The 19,795-nt window shown below is 43.7% G+C and carries 22 protein-coding genes and 1 pseudogene; 12 read left to right on the top strand and 11 right to left on the bottom strand.

Going from position 1 to position 19,795, the window contains the following annotated elements:
* Positions 1-48: 48 nt before the first annotated feature.
* Positions 49-387 (bottom strand): annotated as a pseudogene (locus tag MAS10914_RS36395) (RNA-guided endonuclease InsQ/TnpB family protein); the annotation flags it as partial.
* Complete coding sequence (locus tag MAS10914_RS36390) at positions 380-907, bottom strand: RNA-guided endonuclease InsQ/TnpB family protein (protein WP_332248803.1); 528 nt, start codon at positions 905-907, stop codon at positions 380-382. The pseudogene MAS10914_RS36395 and the gene MAS10914_RS36390, both read right to left, overlap by 8 nt.
* Positions 908-964: 57 nt before the next feature.
* On the opposite strand from MAS10914_RS36390, the gene MAS10914_RS34225 reads away from it, so the two are divergent.
* Entirely contained in the window at positions 965-1,096 is a 132-nt protein-coding gene (locus tag MAS10914_RS34225; protein ID WP_156818155.1) for a ribbon-helix-helix protein, CopG family, read from the top strand.
* Here MAS10914_RS34225 and MAS10914_RS34965 read toward each other — a convergent pair.
* Both MAS10914_RS34965 and MAS10914_RS30160 read right to left on the bottom strand, forming a co-directional pair.
* Positions 1,074-1,235: a hypothetical protein gene (locus MAS10914_RS34965; protein ID WP_198015070.1), complete on the bottom strand. Its 162-nt coding sequence runs from the start codon at positions 1,233-1,235 to the stop codon at positions 1,074-1,076. The two genes, MAS10914_RS34225 and MAS10914_RS34965, sit on opposite strands and share 23 nt — an antisense overlap.
* Positions 1,232-2,485: a GTPase family protein gene (locus tag MAS10914_RS30160; protein WP_017316585.1), complete on the bottom strand. Its 1,254-nt coding sequence runs from the start codon at positions 2,483-2,485 to the stop codon at positions 1,232-1,234. The genes MAS10914_RS34965 and MAS10914_RS30160 overlap by 4 nt, the downstream gene beginning before the upstream one ends.
* A 112-nt stretch (positions 2,486-2,597) precedes the next feature.
* Between MAS10914_RS30160 and MAS10914_RS32815 the strand changes: the two genes are divergently transcribed.
* From MAS10914_RS32815 to arsC, 6 genes are all read left to right on the top strand, one after another.
* Positions 2,598-3,319, top strand: a protein-coding gene (locus tag MAS10914_RS32815; protein ID WP_156818064.1) for an IS1 family transposase whose coding sequence is annotated in 2 segments (ribosomal slippage) — positions 2,598-2,919 and positions 2,919-3,319 — 723 coding nt in all. Because the reading frame shifts where the segments join, the coding sequence is not laid out codon by codon here.
* Between the two features lie 181 nt (positions 3,320-3,500).
* Positions 3,501-3,830: an ArsR/SmtB family transcription factor gene (locus MAS10914_RS0114085; RefSeq protein WP_017316584.1), complete on the top strand. Its 330-nt coding sequence runs from the start codon at positions 3,501-3,503 to the stop codon at positions 3,828-3,830.
* A gap of 114 nt (positions 3,831-3,944) precedes the next feature.
* On the top strand, positions 3,945-5,009 hold the full coding sequence (locus MAS10914_RS0114080; protein ID WP_017316583.1) for a PstS family phosphate ABC transporter substrate-binding protein: 1,065 nt from the start codon (positions 3,945-3,947) through the stop codon (positions 5,007-5,009).
* Positions 5,010-5,307: 298 nt separating this feature from the next.
* On the top strand, positions 5,308-6,375 hold the full coding sequence (gene arsB / locus MAS10914_RS0114075; RefSeq protein WP_017316582.1) for an ACR3 family arsenite efflux transporter: 1,068 nt from the start codon (positions 5,308-5,310) through the stop codon (positions 6,373-6,375).
* Positions 6,376-6,433: 58 nt separating this feature from the next.
* The gene (gene arsH / locus MAS10914_RS0114070) at positions 6,434-7,126 is read left to right on the top strand and encodes an arsenical resistance protein ArsH (RefSeq protein ID WP_017316581.1); all 693 of its coding nucleotides are present in this window, start codon (positions 6,434-6,436) and stop codon (positions 7,124-7,126) included.
* A gap of 71 nt (positions 7,127-7,197) precedes the next feature.
* On the top strand, positions 7,198-7,590 hold the full coding sequence (gene arsC, locus MAS10914_RS0114065) for an arsenate reductase, glutathione/glutaredoxin type (RefSeq protein WP_017316580.1): 393 nt from the start codon (positions 7,198-7,200) through the stop codon (positions 7,588-7,590).
* Positions 7,591-7,865: 275 nt separating this feature from the next.
* Here arsC and pstB read toward each other — a convergent pair whose 3' ends face one another.
* The 5 genes from pstB to MAS10914_RS0114040 form a co-directional block, all read right to left on the bottom strand.
* On the bottom strand, positions 7,866-8,660 hold the full coding sequence (gene pstB / locus MAS10914_RS0114060; RefSeq protein ID WP_017316579.1) for a phosphate ABC transporter ATP-binding protein PstB: 795 nt from the start codon (positions 8,658-8,660) through the stop codon (positions 7,866-7,868).
* Positions 8,654-9,577, bottom strand: coding sequence for a phosphate ABC transporter permease PstA (gene pstA / locus MAS10914_RS0114055; protein ID WP_017316578.1), 924 nt, complete (start codon positions 9,575-9,577; stop codon positions 8,654-8,656). The genes pstB and pstA overlap by 7 nt, the downstream gene beginning before the upstream one ends.
* Position 9,578: 1 nt before the next feature.
* A complete protein-coding gene (gene pstC / locus MAS10914_RS0114050) occupies positions 9,579-10,508 on the bottom strand; it encodes a phosphate ABC transporter permease subunit PstC (protein WP_017316577.1) in 930 nt (309 codons plus the stop codon).
* 174 nt (positions 10,509-10,682) lie between these two features.
* Positions 10,683-11,717, bottom strand: a complete 1,035-nt coding sequence (locus MAS10914_RS0114045) for a PstS family phosphate ABC transporter substrate-binding protein (RefSeq protein WP_017316576.1) — start codon at positions 11,715-11,717, stop codon at positions 10,683-10,685.
* Between the two features lie 411 nt (positions 11,718-12,128).
* A complete protein-coding gene (locus tag MAS10914_RS0114040; protein WP_017316575.1) occupies positions 12,129-13,055 on the bottom strand; it encodes an NmrA/HSCARG family protein in 927 nt (308 codons plus the stop codon).
* A gap of 59 nt (positions 13,056-13,114) precedes the next feature.
* Between MAS10914_RS0114040 and MAS10914_RS0114035 the strand changes: the two genes are divergently transcribed.
* Both MAS10914_RS0114035 and MAS10914_RS0114030 read left to right on the top strand, forming a co-directional pair.
* Positions 13,115-13,879, top strand: a complete 765-nt coding sequence (locus MAS10914_RS0114035) for a red chlorophyll catabolite reductase (RefSeq protein ID WP_017316574.1) — start codon at positions 13,115-13,117, stop codon at positions 13,877-13,879.
* Between the two features lie 138 nt (positions 13,880-14,017).
* On the top strand, positions 14,018-15,433 hold the full coding sequence (locus tag MAS10914_RS0114030) for an aldehyde dehydrogenase family protein (RefSeq protein ID WP_017316573.1): 1,416 nt from the start codon (positions 14,018-14,020) through the stop codon (positions 15,431-15,433).
* Here the strand turns inward: MAS10914_RS0114030 and MAS10914_RS0114025 are convergent.
* Entirely contained in the window at positions 15,430-16,773 is a 1,344-nt protein-coding gene (locus MAS10914_RS0114025; RefSeq protein ID WP_017316572.1) for an aromatic ring-hydroxylating dioxygenase subunit alpha, read from the bottom strand. The genes MAS10914_RS0114030 and MAS10914_RS0114025 overlap by 4 nt on opposite strands.
* A gap of 243 nt (positions 16,774-17,016) precedes the next feature.
* Between MAS10914_RS0114025 and hisS the strand changes: the two genes are divergently transcribed.
* From hisS to MAS10914_RS0114015, 3 genes are all read left to right on the top strand, one after another.
* Positions 17,017-18,411, top strand: a complete 1,395-nt coding sequence (gene hisS, locus MAS10914_RS0114020) for a histidine--tRNA ligase (protein ID WP_017316571.1) — start codon at positions 17,017-17,019, stop codon at positions 18,409-18,411.
* A 106-nt stretch (positions 18,412-18,517) separates the two neighbouring features.
* Positions 18,518-18,760, top strand: coding sequence for a hypothetical protein (locus tag MAS10914_RS35545; RefSeq protein ID WP_017316570.1), 243 nt, complete (start codon positions 18,518-18,520; stop codon positions 18,758-18,760).
* Positions 18,761-18,859: 99 nt separating this feature from the next.
* The gene (locus MAS10914_RS0114015) at positions 18,860-19,252 is read left to right on the top strand and encodes a nuclear transport factor 2 family protein (protein WP_017316569.1); all 393 of its coding nucleotides are present in this window, start codon (positions 18,860-18,862) and stop codon (positions 19,250-19,252) included.
* Between the two features lie 12 nt (positions 19,253-19,264).
* On the opposite strand, the gene MAS10914_RS0114010 is transcribed toward MAS10914_RS0114015, so the two are convergent.
* Positions 19,265-19,729, bottom strand: a complete 465-nt coding sequence (locus MAS10914_RS0114010) for a hypothetical protein (protein WP_017316568.1) — start codon at positions 19,727-19,729, stop codon at positions 19,265-19,267.
* Positions 19,730-19,795 lie beyond the last annotated feature (66 nt).

Here is a 19,795-nt window from a genome sequence, read left to right as displayed (position 1 = left end):
TTGTGACATACTCCCGACTCTGATGCTTACGCATACAGAGCGGGCTTCTCAGTGACTCCTGAAGAAAGCATCGGACGTTACCTGAGCTTTACCGACGGAATGCCCTACCGCCAGATATTTTATATTGATTGCTGCGTTATGGTCACGGTCTAGGGTTAGCCCGCATTCAGGACAAGCGTGAATCCTGTCCTTCAGTTCTTTTGGAACTTTTGTACCGCATCCAGAGCAATTTTGAGAAGTGCCGTTTGGATTTACAGCAATTGCAAGCAATCCGGCTCTTTCAGCCTTGATTGAAAGAATTTGCAGGAATTGACCCCATCCAGCATCGTGTGTAGACTTTGCCATTTGACTTCTGGCAATGCCTTTGATATTTAGTTTTTCATGTGCAACGTGCTTCCCTTGAGATAAAAGCTTTTTGGCTGTTTTGTAGTGAAAGTCTTTTCGTTTTTAACTTGCCAATTTTGGAAAGTTGGATGAATCGCCCGTCAATGTGTTCTGGTTTTATAGGGTCTGGGAAAGCAATCGAGCGAAATCGCCCTTGCCCCTTAAATCTGGGTTTACCACTTCGCTTACCATTGCTATCGCCACTTAACCATCGCTCAAAGGTTTTCTCTACTCGTGCTATTACATCTTGCAAAGTGTGGCAAGGTAATTCTTTATATTCGGGAAACAGTTTCTTGGAATTGACCAAATCCCGTTTCTGAGAATAAAAGTCCGGACGGTTTTTTAACTCTGGGAGATGGCAGATTAATGGACAAGCATTAATATCGCAACGATTCTGCTCGTACCACGAGAAACGCTCTGCCAGTCGATAGTTGTATTGACGACGGCATAGTTCAAGCCAACAATCAATAGTGGCTTGCTGTTGTCGAGTCAATCTTAATCGGTACTGATAGGCGGTTCGCATCGTCTTTACAAGCGTGTCATAATACTATTGTAGTGCATATTTCCATACGCTGCAATCATGTCTAGCAAAGAAACAATCCAGATTCGACTCCCTAAAACTGAAAAAGCTCGACTGGATTACTATTGCCAAAAAACTGGAAGATCCATCACGGATGTTCTGCGGGAATTTATCCGTTCATTGCCTGAGTGAATTGCTCGTCTCGTCGGTGTGGGTCGCACTCGCGCGACTTACGTTCGGCATGGATTGACCCACCCTCCTCACCTCGCTCGCATTCTTCCCGACGCTCACCATAAAGGTAGAGCGCGGGGCTGCTGCTGCAAAAGCTCAACGCTTGATACCCTTAAACCGCTCCTTTGCTGACTGAAACGCTTCTTGCATAACCGACTGAATTTTTTGTGGATCTGGTTTTTTGCCCCCCATTAAGTCACCGAAGTAAACACAGGCTCCTTCACCCAGTGACCAGGTGTAGGCGGCTGCCCAGGAAGCAGCTATCACACTGCCGAAACCTGGCAGGAATTTGAGTAACTCACGTCCAACTGCCCGTGCCAAAAAGCCACTGGCGATCGCACTGACAACACCCCCCGCTTGCGATGGGGTCAGCGTTTGTCCATACAATTTCCCCAGCAACCCCACCATTGATACTTGCACAGCTGTTAGTGCTGGCATGGTGGCAAAGGGCAGTGGTACAGCTGCGAGCGTGGCTGATATAATGGCAAATACCAAAATGTAACGGCGTCCAACATCTCGGTAGAGATTACCAATTTGTTTGCCAGTGTCCTCATCTAATAACTGATAAATCGCCCGGGCTTCTGCTTCTGGGAGTAGGTCTGCGAGTGTATCTCTTAGCGCCTCTAAACCATAAAATACTGGTGTGTAACCGTCCTCTTCTAGAGTGAAGTCAATCAGGACAGAGTGATTATATAGTCCCGTAAAGGCTTGTTGCATTGCCGCAAAGGCTCGGTTAACCTCCTCATAGTTTGGTGGGTACGTAGGATGATCGGTTGTACCAGGAGGATAAAGCTCATGCAAGCAAGTCACCGCCAGCAGACAGGGAATGTCTGGATACTGCTGACGCAATTGTTGAGCAATTTGTCGCAGGGTATCAGTTGCAAAATCATTGATTTTGACGGTTAGAATCAGAATTTTGGCGCGGCGACTCTCCTGTTGTAAATCTCCAACCAGTTCCTGAATGATTGCCTGTTGGTTCTGGTTTACATCTCCCAGTCCGACTGTATCTGTAAAAATCAGCAATGGTAGGTCACTCGAAGGGTAGGCGTAGCGCTCGGTGTGTTGTGTGTGGGGACGAAATCCCTGACCAACAATCTCCGCAGACACTCCCGTCAGTCCCCGCACAATGGAACTTTTCCCGGCTTGCGGCTTCCCAATCAGAAGAGCTTCAGTGGTTGGCAGTTCTGCTCGAACTGTCTCCAAAATCTCTGCAATCTGATCTTCACTAACGCTAAACGATTTAACAACCGTTTGTGTTACTTGCTCTACGCTTAGGAGTTGCATCAAGCGTGCTGTTGTCTTGTTCCAGACACCAGCAATACGATTTGTCCATGAATCATCGCTTACCATTGAGATTGTTAGACCCACACGTCCCTGTTAATAATTTTAGATGATTAGACGGGAAGCCCAATAGGAACATTATTGGCGTTGCAGAATAGAAATATGAATTAGAGCGATCACTATGCAATGTCCAAGATGTGAATCAACTCACATTCGTAAGAATGGTTGGCAACGTGGTAAACAAAACTACATATGTGTTTCATGTGGTCGTCAGTTTATCGATAGTTACGAACCCAAAGGATACTCCGAAGATTTTAAACGTGAGTGTCTAGAAATGTATGTAAACGGCTCCGGTTTCCGTGCGATTGAAAGGGTTAAAAAAGTACATCATACAACTGTTATAAATTGGGTCAAAGAGGTTGGCAACACCTTAGTGGACGCACCGGAATCTCAGGAAATACCAGAAGTGACTGAAATTGATGAGCTTGAAACTTTTATCGGCTCAAAAAAAACAAAATTTGGTTATGGACAGCGGTGGACCATAAGGTTCCAGGAGTTATAGCTTGGGTTTTGGGCGACAGAAGCGCAGAAACATTTAAACGTTTATGGCAACGAATAAAGTGTTGGCATTCTTATTTTTATGTTACAGACGGTTATCCAGTTTATCCATGTTTTATTGATTCAGGTGATCACCTTGTAAGTAAAACATATATGACACGGGTCGAAGGTGAAAATAGCCGTTTTCGACATTACCTCGCTCGGCTTCACCGTAAAACTTTTTGTTACTCTAAGTCAGAAGAAATGCTTAAACTATCTATTCGATTGGTAATACATTATCTAAAATATGGTTCCGTGCCAGTGCGAGCGCTACGCGCCCGCAACCTTGAAGCGATTGCCCTTTAGGGCACTGCGCTCCGCGCAATCGCATGATTCATATTTTGATTCAGCAACGCCACATTATTTATGTTTATCTTTACGTAAGGGCACAAAGCCTTGCACCCTTACACCCTACCCCACTGATACTTGCAACTTCAATTTTCTATTTCACAATAGAGATTGAACACCTTTATCTAAATTTATATTAATGCAGACCTCCTCCACAGCCACTCCTGCTCCAATTGTTATCGGTTTTCACGCTCTTTCCGACCCACTAAGGATTAGTGTTATCGAGCTACTGCGAAATAAAGAGCTTTGTGTGTGTGACTTGTGCGATGCTTTAGGAGTCAGCCAGTCTAAGCTGTCTTTTCACCTGAAAACTCTCAAGGAAGCTAGTTTGGTTCGTTCGCGTCAGGAAGGACGCTGGATTTACTATAGCCTCAACATCCCTCAATTTGCTGTCTTAGAGCAGTACCTGTCAGAGTTCCGCCGCTTGGGTCAAATTTTGCCTGCTCGTTTCTGTAAAGACCCATCCTGATACATCAATTTTTTTTGATTAATTTGTGTAAAATGCCCTCCTATATACCTTGACAAATCAATTTTTTTTGAAATGATAGAGAGAGACTTTTAATATGTCAGGGAAGTGAGGTCAATGAACGCAAGGCTTGTCAAGTTGGCACTCGCACTTGGAACGTTGGCTTTAACGACCAATTGCACTACGACAACCAACTCATCACAAACTCAGGAATCACAAAAAGTCACTCAAGTTAGTAGTACACAAACGATTGCGGCGACAGGGGATATTAGGATTGATGGTTCAAGTACCGTCTATCCGATAACTCAGGCGATCGCCAAAGCGTTTAACTTAGAGCAAAATAACAAGGCAAAAGTTGCAGTTAATATTTCTGGTACAAGCGGCGGTTTTGAAAAATTTTGTGCTGGACAAACAGATATCTCTAATGCTTCCCGACCAATTTTCAAGGCAGAGATGGAAGCTTGTAGGAAGAATGGAGTGAGGTTCATAGAGCTTCCCATTGCCTTTGATGCTCTCACGATTGTTGTTCATCCACAGAACAATTGGGCGAAAGATATTACGATTGCCGAATTGAAAAAAATGTGGGAACCAGCAGCTCAAGAGAAAATTACAACTTGGAAGCAAGTACGTGCATCTTGGCCCAATCGTCCCTTGAAATTGTTTGGTGCAGGCAACAAGTCTGGTACTTTTGACTATTTTACCGAAGCAACAGTAGGAAAAACTCGAGCCAGTCGTACAGATTATACAGCCAGTGAGGATGATGAAGTCTTAGCAAATGGAGTCAGCAAAGACCCGAATGCTTTGGGTTACTTCGGCTATGCTTATTACGAAGAACACCAAGGCAAGTTAAAAGCACTAGCAGTTAACAGTGGCAAAGGACCAGTGTTGCCATCGCGTGAAACTGTAGAAAAAGCTAACTATCAGCCACTTTCTCGACCTTTGTTTATCTATGTTAATCCTTGGGGTGCGAAGAACAAAGAAGCAGTATACAAATTTGTAAATTTTTATGTTGACAAGGCACCGAAGGTAGCAACCTCTGTGGGCTATGTGCCTTTACCAGCCGAAGCTTACCGTATAGACCAAGTTCATTTAAACACTGGTAAGGTGGGAACAGTGTTTGGTGGAGAAGCGCAGCTAGACCTAACTCTTGCGGAGTTGTTACGGAAACAAAAGCAGTTTTAGGTTGATAAAGTCGTGAATCCAAATTAAGTATTAAACGTTAGCCCAAGTCATAGACATCTTTACTTTAATGTCAGCCAGTAAGGATGATGTTATGACTATGGGAAGCTTTGATTTTGATAAAACAATACGGTTCAGTTAAGGGGTATTTGTAACAATTTCATGCGTGTAGAGACGTGCCATGGCACGTCTCTACATTAAGAGTGGCACCTAAAAAAATCTTAACCTTATTGTTTGGTGCAGTTGTCGTCGTTTTGATTTAAAAATTGTGGCTATTTAGAGAAATTGTGCAGAATAAGTGATGAAAAGAAAAAATCTTCTCAAGCAACTTTCGTTTCTTGACCGCTTCCTAACCCTGTGGATTTTTTTAGCAATGATTATTGGGGTTTGCCTGGGATACTTTCTTCCTGGAGTAGATACCTTTATTAACAAATTTCAGGTAGGAACAACTAATATACCGATTGCCATTGGCTTAATTTTGATGATGTATCCGCCTCTTGCTAAGGTGCGATATGAAGAGTTAGGCGATGTGTTTCGCAATGGAAAAATTCTCGGTCTGTCGCTCCTTCAAAATTGGCTCATCGGACCAATTCTGATGTTTGCTCTAGCGATTATTTTCTTACATAATTACCCACAATACATGGCGGGATTAATTCTGATTGGATTAGCCCGCTGTATTGCAATGGTAGTTGTATGGAGTGACTTAGCTAGAGGAGATACTGAGTACACAGCGGGACTTGTGGCGTTTAACAGTATATTTCAAGTTCTGTTTTACAGTCTTTACGCTTGGTTTTTCATGACTGTTTTGCCACCTGTATTTGGCTTAACGGGAAGTGCAATCAACATTGGGATTGGAGAAATTGCTCAAAGTGTCTTCATCTACTTAGGAATTCCCTTTTTGGCAGGATTTCTGACTCGTGTTCTTTTAGTAAGAGCAAAGGGCAAAAGATGGTATCACAGTGAGTTTGTTCCCAAAATTAGCCCAATCACGCTGCTCGCTTTACTATTTACCATTGTGGTCATGTTTAGCTTGAAGGGCAATCTCATTGTTCAGATTCCATTCGATGTTGTCCGAATAGCAATTCCACTGCTCATTTACTTCGTACTAATGTTTTTTATCAGCTTCTACATGGCTTGGAAAATCAAAGCTGACTATGCGAAAGCAGCAAGTGTGGCGTTTACAGCTGCTGGGAATAATTTTGAGTTAGCGATCGCTGTCGCCGTAGCTGTATTTGGGATTAACTCAGGTGCAGCCTTTGCTGCTGTGATTGGTCCATTAGTGGAAGTTCCTGTGTTAATTGGTTTGGTGAATGTCGCTTTCTGGTTAAGAAAGCGGTTTTTTAACGCTGCGGAGCCAAAGCCTGTATAGTCAACTCATTTTTCGACTTTGATTTTATCTGTTTTTATATGCAAAGGTTGACCTCTTGATGACGAAATTTGATCATCCGCCCAGAATATTGTTTTTGTATGGCTCTTTGCGAGAACGTTCCTATAGCCGCCTGCTAGCAGAAGAAGCCGCGCGAATTATCGAGGAATTTGGTGCAGAGGTTCGGTTTTTCAACCCTCGTGATTTACCGATTCACAACAGTGTACCGGATACACATCCCAAGGTGCAGGAATTACGGGAATTGAGCCTGTGGTCTGAGGGTCAAGTGTGGTCAAGCCCTGAAATGCACGGTAATATTACTGGGATTATGAAGAACCAAATTGACTGGATACCTCTAAGTATAGGAGCAGTCAGACCGACTCAAGGCAGAACCTTAGCAGTGATGCAAGTCAGTGGTGGTTCTCAGTCTTTCAACGCTGTTAACACCATGCGGATTTTAGGGCGTTGGATGCGAATGTTTACGATTCCGAATCAGTCTTCTGTCGCTAAAGCTTACCAAGAATTTAACGAAGACGGAACGATGAAGGATTCGTCTTACCGCGTTCGCCGAAGGCGGCGCTTTGCGCTTCGCGTCATTGATGTCATGGAAGAACTTTATAAGTTCACCTTGTTGTTGCGTGACAAGGTTGATTACTTAAGCGATCGCCATAGCGAACGTAAAGAAAAAGCCGCAAAAGAGGCAATTATGTTGGCGAATAAGGCTCTTGAAATGACCTCAGGTAAAGCCACGTAGCTATTGCTGTTACCTTTCGTAGTCACAGAGTAAAACATCATAACCCATCTACATAATAGTGAGGAAACTAAATGAAACGTGTCATGTTCGTTTGCAAGAAAAATTCCCGTCGTTCTCAAATGGCAGAGGGATTTGGTCGCACTTTGGGAGAGGGCAAAATTGCTGTCAGCAGTTCGGGATTGGCAGCTAGTGAGATAGACCCTGCTACTATCCAGGTTATGTCGGAAATTGGCATTGATATCAGCAATCAGACTTCCAAGCCTTTAAGCGATTTCCAAGCCCAAGATTACGATGCGGTGATTTCTCTTTGTGGTTGTGGAGTAAACTTACCCGAAGAATGGGTGATAAGAGATGTGTTTGAAGATTGGCAACTCGAAGACCCAGAAGGGCAAGGTATAGAAACCTTCCGCCGTGTTCGAGATGAAGTTAAGGAACGAGTTGTGAAGCTGATTGAATCATTATAGCGGTTTTTAATTGGGTGCAATACATCAAAGAATTAAGGAACCACAGATGCACACAGATGATTAATCAGTGTGCATCTGGAGGACACTGCTGTGGTGAGGCAGTCCGGTCTTGGGGGTTTCCCCCAGGAGGAACTGCCGTTCACCGTTCGGCAAAGCCGTGGCGTCAGCCATAGGTGTGCCGAAGGCATAAGGGTTCCCCGACTTGAGGCAAGTGTCCGTTGTGCATCTGTGGTTTCATTTTCATTACTTGAAGAGGCTTAGTGTATGACTTTAAACTATCCAATATGTCCATACACATAGTCTGCAGTCCGCTGCTGCTTTGGAGTGTTGAAGATATCCTCTGTCAGACCAAACTCCACTAATTCACCCAAGTACATAAAAGCTGTGTAGTCAGAAATTCGGGCTGCTTGCTGCATACTGTGGGTGACGATGAGAATCGTCACCCGTTGCTTCAACTGACCAATCAATTCTTCAATGCTGGTAGTCGCATTAGGGTCTAGGGCAGAGGTTGGCTCATCGAAAAGAATTAATTCGGGACTTGTTGCTAAAGCACGAGCAATACACAAGCGCTGCTGTTGACCCCCTGAAAGATTAAAAGCCAAGTCCTTTAAACGGTCTTTGACTTCATTCCATAAAGCAGCATCACGTAGAGCCTCCTCTACCTTTTCATCAACACGGCTGCGCCTATTTTCACCCCTGACCCGCAAACCATACGCTACATTTTCGTAAATTGATTTAGGAAAGGGATTGGGTCTTTGAAAGACCATGCCAATCCGCATTCGCAACTCAATTGGATCTACCTTCCGACTGAGAATGTTAGTCGAATCGGAATCCAGCAAGATTTCTCCTTCATAACGATTGCCTGGGTAAAGGTCATGCAGGCGATTGAAACACCGTAACAAGGTAGTTTTGCCGCACCCAGATGGACCAATCAACGCTGTCACCACGTTCTTGGCTACTACCATGTTGACATCCTGCAGGACCTTAACAGAGCCATAGAAGAAATTCAGGTGATTAACCGTTGCTTTGGATTGAATTGTTGATATATTGTTCCCCTGAGCTTCTACCATTTGATACCTTTACGAAAACGATAGCGCAGATAAATTGCAATTCCATTCATAATTAGGGTCATACCTATAAGTACGACCCCTGCGGCTGCTGCATTAGCCTGAAATTCTGGTTCAGGACGAGACACCCAATTGAACATTTGGATGGGCATCACAGTGAACGGTGCCTTTAACCATTCAAAGGAAATAAAGGGAAACTGGCTGTTGATAGGGGGATCAGGCAAAAAGGCAATGAAAGTCAGAGCACCAATAGTAATTAGAGGAGCAGTTTCGCCAATTGCTCGTGCCAAGCCCATAATCACACCCGTTAATATACCACCCATCGCATAGGGTAAAGTATGGTCCCAAATCATTTGCCATTTTGTTGTTCCCAGCGCATAGGCGGCTTCACGGATACTGTTGGGAATAGCACGCAGAGACTCGCGGGTTGTCACAATCACGACTGGCAACACCAACAGTGCTAGGGTTAAACCTGCTGTTATAATGCTGTCACCCAATTTAAATAGATTTGCAAACAAACCTAGCGCCAACAGACCGTAGACGATAGAGGGTACACCAGCCAGGTTCGTCACATTAATCTCAATGATTGCAGAGACCCAATTCTTTGCGGCGTACTCTTCCAGATAAATACCTGAAGCAACGCCTAATGGAATGGCGACAACAAGTGTTACCAACATGATTAAGCTTGTTCCTACCCAAGCAGAGAGGACTCCGGCTTCTTCAGGGTTGCGACCTGGAAAAGAGGTAAAGAACTGCCAGTCAAGACGAGATGCCCCATCCATGACCAAACGAATAATGAGCGCCAGAAATGTTATCAATGCCACGAGAATTGTTAACAAGCCAATAATGGCAAAAATGGCATCAACTAATTTGCGGCGAGAAATATTGGCTCGCAGTTCCTGTAGATTTTCTCCTGACATACTAGTAAATTTCCCGATAGCGCTTGCTCAGAAAGTAACCAAAGATATTGAAAACGAGTGTAATTAGCACTAAAGTCAGCCCAGCGGCGAAAATCGTTTGGTACTCAAGGCTACCAAAGGGCAAGTCTCCCTGAGAAACCTGCACTATGTATGCGGTGATTGTCGCTGCTTGATCCATTGGATTCCACGTTAAATTTGGTTGCAGTCCTGCGGCGATCGCCACAATCATCGTCTCACCAACCGCACGGGAAATCCCTAAGATATAAGCCGCAAATACCCCAGAAATGGCAGAGGGGAAGACAACTCGCAAGGCTGTTTGCAAGCGTGTAGCCCCCATTGCATATGACCCTTCTCGCAGATACAGGGGAACTGCCCGCATTGCGTCTTCACTAATGGAACTCACCAGGGGAACAATCATGATGCCCATGACCAATCCCGCGCTTAACATATTAAACCCTGGCAAATCGGGTAAAACAATTTGTAACAGTGGGGTAACAAATAAGAGCGCAAAATAGCCGTACACTACAGTAGGAACACCTGCAAGTAACTCTAAAAAGGGTTTGACAAACTCACGCAGTGTTGCATTTGCAAATTCGCTCAGGTAAATTGCTGTTATAGTACCCAATGGTATTGCCACCAACAAAGCAACGGTCGTTGTTACCAATGTCCCTGAAATGAGCGGCAAAATTCCGTAGTGAGCATCGGCAAATAAAGGGGTCCATTGAGTGTCTGTGAGAAATTTTACTATGGAAACATTCCTAAAGAATTCTACAGACTCGTATATCAAAAGAACGACAATAGAAATAGTCGTTGCCACTGAGGAAAACGCAGCTAGAAATAGCAAAACTTCTATCACCCGTTCCCGTACATCTCGTATTAACTTAGGAGATAATGAAACCTGTTTTTTTAGTGCTTCAGATTGCTGTTGCATGGAAGACTACAAATTTATTTAGCCTAGAATATCGTGAGAGTTATTACCTACAACAACTCTAAACTCATGTTACAAACTAAAATTCTCAGTGATACAAGTATAAGGTAATTCAGAACAAACGATTAGCAGTAAACAACCTGCTAATCGTTTGTTCCTTCTAATCACATAACAGCTTTACTGTTTTGCCTCACGCTGAAGCAGTTGTTCGATCCGTAAGTTCACTGCTTCGTCTCCACCAAAAACAGTACCAAGCTTGGGCTTTTGGAATGCTTGTGTTGCAATTTTGTAAGCCTGAGCAGGAAGGGGAACGTACCGAACTGATGATGCAAATTTAGCAGCGTTGTTCAGGTAAAAACTGACGAATTCCTTCACCTCTGGACGCTGCGCCGACTTAGCGTTGACATAGATAAAGATAGGTCGGGACAGAGGTTGGTAAGTTCCGTTCTCTACCGTTTGTGTAGAGGGTGACACTGCACCTTTGCCGCCATCAATGGGCACTGCTCTGAGTCTTTGTTGGTTGGCTGCGTAATAGGCATAGCCAAAATAGCCAAGGGCACCGCGATCGCGACTGACCCCTTGTACTAGTACGTTGTCGTTCTCACTGGGAGTGTAATCAGTGCGGCTTGCCTTGGATTTACCATTAACTGCTTCGGTGAAGTAGTCAAAAGTTCCAGAATCAGGACCTGGACCATAAAGCTTCAAAGGTACGTTAGGAAATCCTTGACGCACTTGGCTCCAGTTTGTAATCTTACCTTGTGCTCCTGGTTCCCAAATTTTCTTGAGTTCGGCTACACTCAAGCTCTTCGCCCAATTGTTTCGAGGGTTGACCACGACTGTTAGCGCATCGTAAGCGATTGGCAGTTCAATGTATTGAATACCAGCTTGTTTGCATGCTGCCATCTCTTTAGCAAGGATAGGACGCGAAGCGTCAGAGATGTCTGTTTGTCCGCCGCAAAACTTTTTGAAGCCGCCACCAGTTCCAGAAATACCAACTGTAACTTTAACCTTGCCTTGTTTCTGCTTTTGAAAATCTTCTGCTGCTGCTTCAGTAATTGGGTAGACGGTGCTGGAACCATCAACGGTAATTGTACCTGCACTTTGTTGAGACCAAACAGAAGGCATTGATGTACCTAATGTGGCTGTTGTCAGCGCAAGTGAGACCATCAACGTAAAGCGGTTAAGCCCCAATTTCATTCCTTTGACCACCATAAAATTTGCTCCGTGATGCTCTATTTTTATCTAGAGTTTTTATTCAAACAACTGTCACACAAAACCAGTGAAAATAGTCGCTTTTTTCTGTTGTTAGCTATCATAGTCACTGGTTATGTGTATTATTTCAACAAACCTATAGTTATAAGTTAAGATTTAATTAAATTGAGATTAATAAAAACAATTTTTAATAGCAAACAAGGAGTTGTACCACTCACAACAAATACCTACTGCTCTCGTCTTATCAGGGTTGGAAAACCTATGTTAGGAACGAGGTTGTAAAAAGGTTAATAGCAGCCGTAACATACAAAGCTTTAAAAAACGAGCGAAAAATCGCTTTTTTAGTAAAAAGACACAGAATTGATAAAAAAGTTTTTGCAAAGATATGTTATCTCAATAACAAACAATATTTCAGAGACTTTCGTAGGTGAGTTCCTGATTTGCCCAGTTAGTTTCTTCAAGAAATTCACTGAATGTGGTCAAAAGTCCGGGGAACTCCTCTCTCAAGCCTTGGACATCAGCTTGATAACCTTTGGTGCGATACCACTGAATCAACGCATACAGTTCTTTTTGGAAGAGGAGTAAAAATATCCAAGCTGGTGTTTCTTTGTGGACAACTGGAATACCCTGCGCCTGGGAAAATGCCTGTGCAAGTTGCTTTGGAGTCAGCACATCGCCAGCCAGTTCAATTTCTTGACCAATGTACTTGGAAGGATGTTTTATAACGTAGGCAGCAACGCGACCCATGTCTTTTGTTGTAATAAGATGTATGGGCTTATTTGGCTGAATCGAGAATGGGAAGACTCCCTTGAGGATAGACGGTCGGGTGTATTTCTTCCAAAACTCTTCCATAAACAAGCATGCTCGTAACATGGTTGTGGGTAAGCCCGCGTTTTTGAGAACCTGCTCCACCTTATACTTCTGTTCAATAGGGCTGACTCCAGAATTCCTATCAACCCCACCTGCAGAATTATACACAAAGTGCCTGATTTCAGCTTTCTTTGCAACTTCTGCAACTCGCTTCGCCCTCTCCACCTCTTGCGGGTCAGGTTTGGCAGAGTCCCCAGCGGTGGCGTGACAGTAAACAGCCGAAACTCCGGCAAAGGCAGCTGCTAGTGAAGGTTCATCGTCTAGGTTTGCCTCAACCAGTTCGACTCCTGCATCGTTCATCTTTGCCAAGGAAGGACGGTTAAGGTCAATTTTCCTCGTTATGACACGGAGGTTGGTCACTCCCTGTTCAAGGAATCCCTTGACGACATTTCCACCTGTCCCTCCAGTAACTCCGATGAGCAGGACTTGACTAATTTTCAACTCTGTGTAATCAGGGGAATGTGACATTCTCCTACCTGGAGTTCTTCGTTTACATTAAGTTTATATAAAAGGGGCAGACAGAAACAATGATTGAACAGCAACCGGATTTAGACAACACAGCTGTGTTTGAGCACCTATGGGGTATGACAAACGAACTCCGACAGAAGTTAGACGCTCGTTTTGCGCTACATCCAAACCCGTCTACAAAGAACTTACAGAACTACTCTGCTATTACAGGAGAAGCCCAAGGCTCACTCAACACCTTTTCTGGTTCGGAAATTGATTGGCTAGTGCATTCTTGGATACGCAACCCCAAATTGGGCTTTAGCAATATGCACCTGACGATTTGGTTGGGACCGCAGATCCGTGTTCCTCATCTCGCCTATGTATTTGCCACTGTTCCGCAGTTGTTCTTCTACATGGATTACATCCCTCGGACTGATTTGTATATTGACCTAGAATACCTAGATCGCTACTACGAACCCGTTAACCAAACCTATCTGATGTTGCAGCAGGATTCGCGTTTTGAACCGTATATTAGTAAAAATTTATATATGCGTCAGGCGCAATCGCATACGAGTTTGTGCTATTCGTGTCCAACCAGCGATGACACACTCACTCTGCTAAGGACTGTTGCTCACGAGATGATGGACCGCTGGCTAACCTGGGTAGATGAAGCAGAACCCGTGGCAGAATCTGAGCGTGCCGCCTTATCAGAGCGTGATTTAATTGTACGCCGTGCCGTTGCCGAACGCGACCCAGACAATCAAATTGGTGTGCGGTTGTTTGGGGCAGAATTGACAGATAAACTGGTTCGAGCACTATGGGGTGGCAATCGCAATAGAACATAGAATAACGATAGAGTTCTTACAGCGCAATTCAATTGGATGAAGTACAAATTCATCTGTGTCCATCTGTGGTTCATTATTTCTTTTTGTACCTTACCCAGTTGCAAACCGCTATATTTACAAATGGGGGTGATTTGAGCTATGTCCAAACCAATAGAAGTCCGTAACCCCCGGACTGGAAAATTTGACTACGTGATTATACCACCACCTCCAAAGTTGATAGCACAGCAATGCAACCGCTTGCGGAGGGCGCAAAAAAGCTGGCTACAGCTTGGTTTGGAAGGGAGAATCGAAGTTTTGCAGCAGTGGAAGCAAGCTATACTATCCGGGCGCGATAAACTGACTGAAGCTTTGGTCAATGATACGGGAAGATTATCAATCTCGGTATTGGAAATTGACTCATTCCTCTCTAGCATTGACCGCTGGTGTAGATTAGCAAGAGAACTGTTGCAGGAATATGTAGAAGATACGGCAATTTCTTTTATCCAACTGCAACAAACAGCGGTTCCTTACCCTCTAGTTGGGGTGATTAGCCCGTGGAATGTTCCTCTGCTGCTTGCGACAATTGATACAATTCCGGCATTACTCGCTGGTTGCGCTGTTATCGTCAAACCCAGTGAGATTGCTCCTCGCTTTATGGCACCACTGTTGGCATCAGTCAATACAGTGCCACAATTACGTGATGTATTAACTTTTGTGGAAGGAGCAGGTGAAACCGGAGCTACACTCATTGAATATGTGGATCTGGTGTGCTTTACTGGGAGTGTGGCGACGGGGCGAAAAGTGGCAGAAGCCGCAGTTAAACGCTTCATTCCTGCTTTTTTAGAATTAGGAGGCAAAGACCCAGCCGTTGTGCTGTCATCGGCGGATTTGGACTTGGCAACATCAGCAATTTTATGGGGTTCTGTCGTCAACACTGGACAGTCGTGCCAATCTATTGAGCGGATCTACGTTGCAGAATCTATTTTTGCAGAGTTTGTTGAACAACTGGTCGCCAAAGCGCAACGGCTTCAGTTAGCTTACCCTACTGTGGAAAGTGGGGAAATTGGTCCGATTATTCCAGAGAGACAGGCAGCAATTATCAGCGACCATCTGCTAGATGCAGTGGAACAGGGAGCAGTGGTTCACTGTGGCGGTGAAGTTGAGAATTATGGAGGAGGTTGGTGGTGTCGTCCTACAGTTCTCACTCAAGTCAACCATTCTATGAAGGTGATGAGTGAAGAGACATTTGGTCCCATTATGCCAGTGATGCCCTTTTCCACAGTTGAACAAGCAGTGAACTTGGCAAACGATTCCATTTATGGACTCAGTGCGGCGGTGTTTGCTGAGTCGGAAGCAGAAGCTTTAGAAGTGGCACGCCAGATAGATGCGGGTGCTATCAGTATCAACGATGCTGCTCTCACCTCGATTATGCACGAGGCAGAGAAAAATTCCTTCAAATTCTCCGGTTTAGGTGGTTCACGCATGGGACCTGCGGCGTTAACACGGTTTATGCGAAAAAAAGCTTTTTTGGTGAAAACAAAAAATATGCGTGACCCTTGGTGGTTTGATATTTAGTGGCGAGTGTAAGGACGCTCAAAGTGGGTTTTGAATTCTGTAGCAGCAACTGCCAAAGCAACTGCCCCAAGAGAAGCCGAAACTGCCATGACTTGTATCCATGCGTCAGTAAGTATTGCTAAAGCGGCAAGGGCGATCGCCACTCCTACACAGGTTTGTTTGACTCGAGTTGTCACCTGATGTGCGTGAGTACAAGAACGACACAGTTGTGTATGTTGCGAGAACCTATCTAACAGCATTGGGTTTGAAGAATTATCATCGCTGCCTATATTTTTAGAGGTGGAATAGCCCTGATAATAGGGTAAAGATGACCCGAATTTATCCAACCACTTGCGGTACTCCAGTACTAATGTGTCACAACTTTTCAGTGGCAAATAGACTTGTTTCAAGCTTTGTCCCAATCGCTCAATTTGTGCTTTTTGCCCAATCACAAGTGACATATCTTCCTCAAGGACTTTGTTACGAAACATATGATCCAACCAACGGGGTATCAGCTTAATTTTCCAAGTCTTAATGCCGAGATAATTTCTGACCAAAATTCGGCATCGACCTTTGCCTAGAGGTATGGAGTATAAACCCAGTCCTCCAACCACGCCGCGCTGTGGAATACTGTACTGATAAATAACGAAGTTAGGAGCAATGTATTCTAGTTGTGTCCAAGGCTGATTCGGTTTACTCATTCCCCGTAACCTTCCTCGAACCGCCTGAGGTGAGTTTTCGACAACTTCCATTTCTAATGGTTGGGCATATTCTCGCTTACCCAAAGTGCCAGTATGGCTAATTTGAACGTGAGCCGGGTCCATGACGTTCTCGATAAAATAGAATTGGTCGTAAGGAAGGTCACGCATCACATCTGTGGTGACAAATTCTGGCTTGTCTAACTCCTCTATCGTTGGAATGCACTCATCAACAGCAACTTCTCGTTCTCCAGCCCACATCCAAACAATACCTTGACGTTCCACAACTTTAAATGATTGCACGCAAGCATTAGTAGGAATTTTGGCGTTTGTTGGTAACTGGGGAATGTGCAAACATTGACCATTACTACCAAACTGCCAGCCGTGGTACAAACACTCTATCTTCCCGTCAGTTATCTGTCCATCAGAGAGTTTAGCAGCACGGTGGGGACAACGATCTACCAGACAGACAAGCTGACCATCCTTATCCCTATATAAAACAAATGGTTCGTCATACAAAGAAAAGCTATAAGGTCGGTTGTTGGGTAAATCTTGCACAAAGCAAACAGGATACCAGCATTGCTTCCAGTCGAACTCTTGATTTTGCCCAGGTTGGAGTGCAGTTTGTTTTGCTTGTTCTTCTATCTTGGAATCCACTATCATAAATAAATCCTGGTTTGGCTACTTATAGACTCTGTATTATTTATCTTTTTTTTCATTAGTATCAATTATTATATAATAACCTATTTGTAAAGAGCATAAAGTCAATAAAAATCAACTCTTTTGTTGGAATTTTGTTAGTTATTGGTAAATACTTATCGGTAATTGGTAATATTTTGGACTATTACCCGTTACCCATTTTCTTTCCTCAGTCTTAGATTAAATAAAGTTAGCAAGGGACAAAACATGGCAAAAGCAGACAAAATAAATTTCTCCACCCCAAGTGGTTTTCCTGAATTTCTTCCTGGCGAAAAGCGCTTGGAATTATATTTGCTAGATACTATCCGCAAAGTTTTTGAAAGCTATGGATTTACACCTATAGAAACTCCCGCAGTAGAACGCTTGGAAGTTTTGCAAGCTAAAGGCAATCAAGGCGACAACATTATCTATGGTCTTAATCCTATCTTGCCACCAAATCGGCAAGCCGAAAAGGATAAGGCTGGTGAAACAGGTGCGGAAGCAAGAGCTTTAAAATTTGACCAAACAGTTCCTCTGGCGGCGTATATTGCTCGTCACCTCAATGACTTGACTTTTCCCTTTGCTCGTTATCAGATGGATGTGGTGTTTCGTGGAGAAAGGGCAAAAGATGGTCGATATCGTCAGTTTCGTCAGTGCGATATTGATGTGGTTGGTCGTCGGGAACTGAGTTTGCTTTATGATGCTCAGATGCCTGCTATTATCACCGAAATCTTTGACGCAGTGAATATTGGTGATTTTTTGATTCGCATCAATAATCGTAAAATTCTCACTGGGTTCTTTAAGTCAGTGGGAATTGCGGAAGACAAAATTAAATCTTGCATTGGCATTATTGATACTTTGGAAAAAGTCGGTGAGGCTAAGGTAAAACTGGAGTTACAAAAAGAAGGTGTTTTAGCAGAGCCAACTCAAAAAATCATCGACTTTATTAAGATTAAGGGCACAGTTGATGAGGTCCTAGATAAGCTCAATTACTTGGCTCAAACAATGCCAGAAGCTGAGGAATTTAGTCTTGGAGTGACGGAGTTAGAAACAGTTATTTCTGGAGTTCGCAATCTTGGAGTTCCAGAAAATCGTTTCTGTATTGATTTAGCGATCGCACGCGGTCTTAATTATTATACGGGGACAGTGTACGAAACAACCCTCATAGGACATGAAGCTTTGGGCAGCATTTGTTCTGGCGGAAGGTATGAAGAATTAGTGGGGATGTTTTTGGATGAAAAAATGCCTGGTGTAGGCATTTCTATTGGCTTAACCCGCTTAATGAGTCGATTGCTAAAAGCAGGAATTCTCAGTTCCTTAGCCGCCACTCCAGCGCAAGTGATGGTAGTGAATATGCAAGCTGATTTGATGCCTATTTATTTAAAAGTGTCTCAACAACTGCGTAAAGCTGGACTTCATGTTATCACGAGTTTTGAGCAGCGACCTTTAGGTAAACAATTTCAACAAGCTGAAAAACAAGGAATTCAATTTTGCGTAATTATTGGTTCAGAGGAAGCAGCAGCACAAAAGTCTGGTCTCAAAGATTTGACAACACGGGAGCAAGTCGAAGTCTCACTGGAGAATTTAGCTGAGGAAATTAAAAGAAGACTCAATAGGGTTTGAATAACTTTCAAGAAACACATTCCCTGGCGATTAGAAATCGCGCCTATATACAGCGCTTCTCATCTGAATGAAGTACTAATTTATCTGTGTCCATCTGTGTCCATCTGTGGTTCATTATTTCTTTGTGTACCTCACCCAATTGCAAACCGCTGTAAACAAAGTCCGCCTACGCGGACTGACACAAAATCAAGAGTTTCAAACCCGCGCAGGCGGGTTTTGTATGTGTAGCCGCGACTTACAGTCGCCTGGTGCAATATATGAAAATATGATAATTTACCCAGACAACTGGCGTTGCGTCTCTACACGTCTGCAATTTCCAGCAACAACCCTTAACTCAACAGTATTGTGATTGTGGCAAAGCTAGAGAATGTCAATAATTCTTAAGTAGGTAATGCTAGTGCCACTGCCGTGACATGATAAACACAAATGAATTTTACAAGGTGTCATTATGACACAATCAGACAATACTTTAACAGTTGCTCATCAAGCATTTAAACACTTCCAGCACGGTTTGGCTACAGGCGAGTGGAACCAGTTCTTGGATATGCTCACCGAAGACTTTAGCTTCTGGTTTCCCGCAGGAAAATATCACGGGTTGCATAAGGGAAAAGAGAAAGCAAGAGAATTTTTCCCATATGTTTCGGAATGCTTTAAAGATGGACTCACTGTCACTTTAGACCATGTTACCAGTAATGAGACAACGGTTGTTTTTGAGTTCCGAGATGAGGGTCTGTTGTTTGGAGAACTTTACAAAAATCGGATAGCAGTTTCCTTTGATGTACGAGGAAACCAAATTTGCAGCTATAGAGAATATTTTGGCAGCAATGGCAAATCGAATTGAAGAACGACTGCATTAATTTTTCTCAGCGTTTTTTTGGTTGAGTTCTCTGCACTTAGCTTCCGCCGCTTTATAAGCTTGCAAGTAATCTTTACCACCTAACATCACGTCTCCATAATACTCGTAAGGTGGGTCACTATAGATTGGCAGAGGGTTGTCTTCTGGATAATCTTCTTTAGATTCTTCTATGATTGCTTTCAGTTGCTTTACGGTTAAGCGTTGTGCTGGAAAATACCAAACTTCTTGAGCATTCTTCTTCAGGTGCGGTAGTGTTGGATCGACTATGCTATTTTCCAGTTCAATCCAACCGTGTTCGATGGGTTTGTATGGCTTACCAGCAAAAACTAAAAACCCCTGTACATAGATTGCTCCCTCAGTCGCCAGTGCTGCTCTGTAAGCATTATCACACGGGGTTTTAGCCTTGCTTTTTATGCGTTGGGCGATTTCAACAGAAAGTGCTTCATCTAATGGTTTGTTCATCGACAGCGAGCATTAAGCAGCGACTACAACATCCTAGCACCGTCGTAAGCACTTTAGTACTTTTCA

The sequence above is a fragment of the Mastigocladopsis repens PCC 10914 genome (assembly GCF_000315565.1).
GTDB classification, from domain to species: Bacteria; Cyanobacteriota; Cyanobacteriia; order Cyanobacteriales; family Nostocaceae; genus Mastigocladopsis; species Mastigocladopsis repens.
This window is presented reverse-complemented; position numbering and strand designations above follow the sequence as displayed.